The 5,902-nt window shown below is 72.1% G+C and carries 5 protein-coding genes and 1 riboswitch; of the genes, 1 reads left to right on the top strand and 4 read right to left on the bottom strand.

From position 1 onward, the window contains the following. The 4 genes from VHA72_RS04415 to gatC all read right to left on the bottom strand — a co-directional run. A partial coding sequence (locus tag VHA72_RS04415) for a hypothetical protein (protein WP_325573229.1) occupies positions 1–1,422 on the bottom strand: 1,422 nt, incomplete at its 3' end. 71 nt (positions 1,423–1,493) lie between these two features. Then, positions 1,494–1,636, bottom strand: a riboswitch (cobalamin riboswitch). 171 nt (positions 1,637–1,807) lie between these two features. After that, the gene (gatB, locus tag VHA72_RS04410) at positions 1,808–3,301 is read right to left on the bottom strand and encodes an Asp-tRNA(Asn)/Glu-tRNA(Gln) amidotransferase subunit GatB (RefSeq protein WP_325573228.1); all 1,494 of its coding nucleotides are present in this window, start codon (positions 3,299–3,301) and stop codon (positions 1,808–1,810) included. Position 3,302: 1 nt separating this feature from the next. Beyond that, on the bottom strand, positions 3,303–4,847 hold the full coding sequence (gene gatA / locus VHA72_RS04405) for an Asp-tRNA(Asn)/Glu-tRNA(Gln) amidotransferase subunit GatA (RefSeq protein WP_325573227.1): 1,545 nt from the start codon (positions 4,845–4,847) through the stop codon (positions 3,303–3,305). 67 nt (positions 4,848–4,914) lie between these two features. Then, a complete protein-coding gene (gene gatC, locus VHA72_RS04400; RefSeq protein WP_325573226.1) occupies positions 4,915–5,214 on the bottom strand; it encodes an Asp-tRNA(Asn)/Glu-tRNA(Gln) amidotransferase subunit GatC in 300 nt (99 codons plus the stop codon). A 123-nt stretch (positions 5,215–5,337) separates the two neighbouring features. Between gatC and VHA72_RS04395 the strand changes: the two genes are divergently transcribed. Next, complete coding sequence (locus tag VHA72_RS04395) at positions 5,338–5,850, top strand: SigE family RNA polymerase sigma factor (RefSeq protein WP_325573225.1); 513 nt, start codon at positions 5,338–5,340, stop codon at positions 5,848–5,850. Positions 5,851–5,902 lie beyond the last annotated feature (52 nt).

The following is a 5,902-nucleotide window of genomic DNA, read 5'->3' as shown; positions in this document are numbered from 1 at the left end:
CACGTGCTCGCCGGCCGCCAGGCCCTTGACCTTGACCGTCGCCTTCTGGTGCCGGTGGAGCGTCTTGGCGCCCCTGACCTTGAGTGTCTTCGGGCCGAGCGCCGCGATGGTCGCGGCGGCGGCGCGGCCGTCGACGTCCGTCACGGTGTACGTCGCCGTGCCGGCCGGCACGGTGATCGAGCGGGCGTCGCTGCCGCCGGCCGTGGCGTTCCAGGACTGGCCGTTCAGGCACAGCGCCGAGCCGGCCGCCTCGCCCGTGACGGTGACCTGCTGGGTGCTGCCGGCACGGACATAGCCGGTGGGGGCGGTGACGGTCAGCGGGCCGCTCGCGGCCGGTGCCCAGACGAGGGCCGCCGCGGCCTGGGCGGTCGCGACCTCGAACTGGTCGATGTCGGCGGCGACGCCACCGCTCCTGGCGGTCGCGACGCCTGCCGGGCTGCCGGCCAGGGCACCGACGTCACCTGTCTTGTACGGCGCACACGTGCCGACGTTCACAAGCTGGTTGGACCGGACCCACGCCGCCCCCTTGGCTGCGGCGGCGGTGTCACCGAGCTCACCCAGCGCCCAGGCGGCCAAGCCTGTCGTGTTCACGCTCTCGGCCCCGGTCGCCTGGCCGACCCAGGCACCGTCTGCGGCCTGGACGCTCTTCAGCCACGCCTCGGCCTTGCCGATCGCCGTGGCCACGGTGCTGTCCGCCTGCTGCGGCAGCAGCTCGAGGACGGCCGTCGCGGTAGCGTCGACGCTCGGCGTACTGGCGCTGTCGGCATCGCAGGACTCGTCGTTCTGGGTGGGCGCCGTGGCGGAGCCGTCGTTGTCGAACCCCTGTCGGAACCACCCCGCCGAGCACTGCTGGGTCAGCAGGAAGTCGGTGGCCTTGGCCGCGTCGGCGCTGGCCGCGGTCGTCAGCGCGCGGACGGCGAACGCCTGACCGAGCACGTTCGCGTAGTCACCGTAGGCACTGGTGTCGGCGATGCGGCCGCTCGGCTGCACCTGGTCCTCCAGCCGCGAGATCAGGTCCACACCTCCGACGTTGGTCGGATTGCCGCCGGCCACCTGTGCGAGCACGGCCGCCTTCGCCACCGCGCCCGAATAGGTCGAGCCGGTGTCGCCGAAGGCATCCCCCGTGATGTAGTCGTCGATGTGGGTGGCGATGGCGCCGAGGACCGCGCTGACCTGCGCCGAATGGTCCCCGATGGTGTCGAGGGACAGGGCCGCGTCGATGGCGGCGCCGTAGTTCACGCCGTACGCGCCGGCCGGCAGGAGGCCGCCGTCGAGATTGGCCGAGAGCCATCCGGCCGCGGCCGTGGACGCGGAATTGGCCGTCGGTGCCGCACTGGCGGCGTCGGTCGTGGTGAGGGTGAGCGCGCCGGCGGCGAGCGCCGCGGCCGCGAGGGCGCTGACGCGCCGGAGAGGGTGATGCATGGTGTCCTTCCCGCTGCTTGCGGCGGGAAGGACCTCGGGAGGGCCGACCCGCTGCGTACCTCGACAGCGTTGTGGTCAGACGCGTCGTGACGGGTGCTCCGACTCCCCCGAAGGGTCACGGTTGCGGGTCAGCGCCGGACTTCCACCGGCTTCCCCCGACACGGGCGTGTATTGATTTGAGTAGCGGCAGCCTATCCCGCTCCGCGCGACGGCGGCGATTCGGTCTCGGCGGCGGCCACGCGCGCCACCGTGGCGGCGGCATGCGACAAAACTGGCTAGTGACCTCACCTCTGAGGGCTCCAAGGGGCGAGGTCACTAGCCAGTTATTCGCGGTGCCGGTCCCCCGCTAGCCAGTTATTCGCGGTGCCGGTCCCCCGAGCGCCGCTCAGCTCAGCTTCTCCAGGATCAGCTGCTGCACCCGGGCGGCGTCGGCCTGGCCGCGGGTGGCCTTCATCACCGCGCCGACGATCGCGCCGGCCGCCTTGTGGTTGCCGCCGCGGATCTTGTCGGCGATGTCGGGCTGGGCCGCCAGCGCCTCGTCGATCGCGGCCAACAGCGGACCGTCGTCGGAGACCAGCGCCAGGCCGCGCTTCTCGATGATCTGCGCCGGCGTGCCTTCCCCCGCGAACAGTCCGTCGAACACCTGCCGGGCCAGCTTGTCGTTGAGGGTGCCCTCGTCGATCAGCCGCTGTACCTCGGCGACCTGCGCCGGCGTCACACCCGCCTCGGCCAGTTCCACGCCCGCCTCGTTGGCCCGCCGGGAGATCTCCGAGAGCCACCACTTGCGCGCGGCCTGCGGCGCCGCACCCGCGGCGACCGTCTCCTCGATCAGCTCGACCGCGCCGGCGGAGACCACGTCGCGCATCTCCAGGTCGGTGTAGCCCCAGGCCTCCTGCAGCCGCGCCCGCCGTACCGTCGGGGGCTCGGGCAGGGTCGCCCGCAGCTCCTCTACCCATTCCCGCGACGGCGCGACCGGGACCAGGTCGGGCTCGGGGAAGTAGCGGTAGTCCTCGGCATCCGACTTCGGCCGGCCCGGCGAGGTGGTCGCGGTGTCCTCGTGGAAGTGGCGCGTCTCCTGCAGGACCGACCCACCCGCGTCGAGTACGCCGGCGTGCCGCGACATCTCGAACCGCACCGCCCGCTCGACCGAGCGGAGGCTGTTGACGTTCTTGGTCTCGGTGCGCGTGCCGAGCTTGTCCGACCCCTTCGGGGCCAGCGACAGGTTGACGTCGCAGCGCATCGAGCCCTGCTCCATCTTCACGTCCGAGACGCCCAGGCCCTTGACGATGTCGCGCAGCGCGGCCACATAGGCGCGGGCGACCAGCGGCGCCTTCTCGCCGGTGCCGGTGATCGGCTTGGTGACGATCTCGATCAGCGGGATGCCGGCTCGGTTGTAGTCGATCAGCGAGTGGTCGGCACCGTGGATGCGGCCGGTCGCGCCGCCCACGTGGGTGGCCTTGCCGGTGTCCTCCTCCATGTGCGCGCGCTCGATGCCGATCCGATAGGTCTCCCCGTCGACCTCGACGTCGAGGTGGCCGTCGAAGCAGATCGGCTCGTCGTACTGGCTGGTCTGGAAGTTCTTCGGCATGTCCGGGTAGAAGTAGTTCTTCCGGGCGAAGCGGCACCACTCGGCGATCTGGCAGTTGAGCGCCAGCCCGATCCGGATCGCCGCCTCGACGGCCTTGCCGTTGACCGCCGGCATCGCGCCGGGCAGACCGAGGCAGGTCGGGCAGACCTGCGTGTTCGGCTCGGCGCCGAACTCGGTCGGGCAGCCGCAGAACATCTTCGTCGCGGTGTTGAGCTCGACGTGCACCTCGAGCCCAAGAGCCGGGTCGTAGCGCTCCAGGACCTCGTCGAACGGAACCAGCGTCTCGGTCATCTCAGTTCTCCTTGTCCGACGGGGCGTCCGACGGCGGCGCGTACGCCGGGGCCACCAGCGGGCCGCCCCACGACTCGGTCAGCGCCGCCTCCAGGGCCGCGCCGACGCGGTAGAGCCGGGCATCCTCGAGCACCGGCGCCAGGAACTGCACGCCGGTCGGCAGGCCGTCCTCGGGCGCGGTGCCGCTGGGCAGCGAGACGCCCGGGACGCCGGCCAGGTTGGCCGGGATGGTGGCCAGGTCGTTGAGGTACATCGCCAGCGGGTCGTCGGCCTTCTCCCCGATCGGGAACGCCGTGCTCGGCGCGGTCGGGCTGACCAGCACGTCGACCTGCTCGAAGGCGCGATCGAAGTCCTCGACGATCAGCGTGCGGATCTTCTGCGCCTGGCCGTAGTAGGCGTCGTAGTAGCCCGACGACAGCGCGTAGGTGCCGATGATGATGCGGCGCTTGACCTCGGCGCCGAAGCCGGCGTCGCGGCTGGCCTTCATCACGTCCTCGGCGCTCGGGTTGCCGGCGGGCGTGACCCGCAGGCCGTAGCGCATCGCGTCGAACTTGGCCAGGTTGGAGGAGCACTCCGCCGGCAGGATCAGGTAGTACGCCGCCATCGCGTGCACGAAGTGCGGACAGGAGACCTCGACGACCTCGGCGCCCATCTTGGTGAGCAGCTCCACCGACTCGGTGAAGCACTGCATGACGCCGGGCTGCCAGGCACTCTGTCCGTCCTCCTGGCCTGCCAGCTCCTTGATCACGCCGACCTTGACGCCGGTCAGGTCGCGGCCCGCACCCCGGCGCGCCGCCTCGACCAGACCGGTCACGGGGGTCGGCACCGAGGTGGAGTCGAGCGGGTCGTGCCCGCCGATCAGCTCCTGCAGCAGCGCGGCGTCCAGCACGGTGCGGGTCACCGGGCCGACCTGGTCCAGGCTGTTGGCCAGCGCGACCAGCCCGTAGCGGCTGACGCTGCCATACGTCGGCTTCACCCCGACCGTGCCCGTCATCGCACCGGGCTGCCGGATCGAGCCGCCGGTGTCGGTGCCCAGCGCCAGCGGCGCCTCGAACGCCGCCACCGCCGCCGCCGAGCCACCGCCCGAGCCGCCCGGGATGCGGTCGTGGTCCCACGGGTTGCGGGTGGGGCCGTACGCGCTGTTCTCGGTGGAGGAGCCCATCGCGAACTCGTCCATGTTGGTCTTGCCGAGGATCGGCAGGCCGGCGGCCTTGAGCCGGGCCACGACCGTCGCGTCGTACGGCGGCACCCAGCCCTCGAGCATCTTCGAGCCGCACGTGGTCGGCAGCCCGGTGGTGGTGAGGACGTCCTTGACCGCGATCGGCACCCCGTCCAGCTCGTGTAGCGGCGTGCCCGCGGCCCGCCGGTCGTCGCTGGCCTGCGCCTGGGCGAGCGCGCCGTCGGCGTCGACGTACAGGAACGCGTTGAGCTCACCGTCGACGGCGGCGATCCGGTCGAGGTGTGCGCGGGTCAGCTCGACGCTGGTGACCTCGCCCGCGGCCAGCGCGGCGGCCTGCTCGGCGGCCGTCTTGTGGATCCAGCTCACGCGTGTCCTCGCTTCGCTCCGGGCGCGCGCGAGGCACGAGCCGCACTGCACTGAATGGTCCGCTCGCTCACTGCTCGTCCCCCAGGATCCTCGGCACGCTGAAGCGCTGCTCCTCCACGGCCGGCGCTCCGGCGAGCGCCTGCTCGGGCGTCAGGCACGGGGTGACGACGTCCTCGCGGAACACGTTGGTCATCGGGATCGGGTGGGACGTCGGCACGACGTCGTCGCCGGCGACACCCTGGATCGAGGCGACCGACTCGAGGATCACGTTGAGCTGCGGGGCCAGGTGGTCGAGCTCGGCGTCGCTCAGGTCGATCCGGGCGAGGTCGGCCAGATGGCGCACCTCGTCGCGGGAGAGTTCAGGCATGGGATTCATCCTAGAAGGCGGCTCGGCCCGGTCGGGCATCCCGGTTGCCGGTCGATCCAACCGATCGCGGGTGCCGCCGCATCTGTTGGGGTGGCGGCCCGCGACGAGAGGACGAGCGCCCCGATGACCCACCCACCCGATGACGCGGCCTTCACGGCGTTCGTGCACGCCGCCTGGCCCAGCCTGTACCGGACGGCGTACCTGCTGCTCGGCGACCACGCCGAGGCCGAGGACCTGGTCCAGGCGTCGCTCGCCAAGACCTACGCGAGCTGGCGGCGGGTCCGCGACCTCGACGCCGCGCCCGGCTATGCCCGCCGGGTGCTGGTGAACACCGCCAGCTCGTGGTTCCGGCGGGCGTCGTGGCGCAACGAGCGGCCGACGCTCGACCTGCCCGAGGCGCCGCACCACCACGACCCCTCCACTCGGCCCGCCCTGTTGGACGCGCTGCGGGCGCTGCCGCCGCGGCAGCGGGCGGTGGTGGTGCTGCGGTTCTACGAGGACCTGGACGTACGCCGCACCGCCGCCGCGCTCCACTGCTCCGAAGGAACCGTCAAGTCCCAGACCTCGCTCGCCCTCGACAAGCTGCGCCGCCTGCTCGGCGATCCCACCCTCTTCGTGGAGGCACACCATGACTGACCAGGAATTGCGCACGCTGCTGCACGACGCGGCCGCGACGCTGCCGATCCCG

This window comes from Nocardioides sp., assembly GCF_035547795.1.
In the GTDB taxonomy this organism is placed as follows: domain Bacteria; phylum Actinomycetota; class Actinomycetes; order Propionibacteriales; family Nocardioidaceae; genus Nocardioides.
This window is presented reverse-complemented; position numbering and strand designations above follow the sequence as displayed.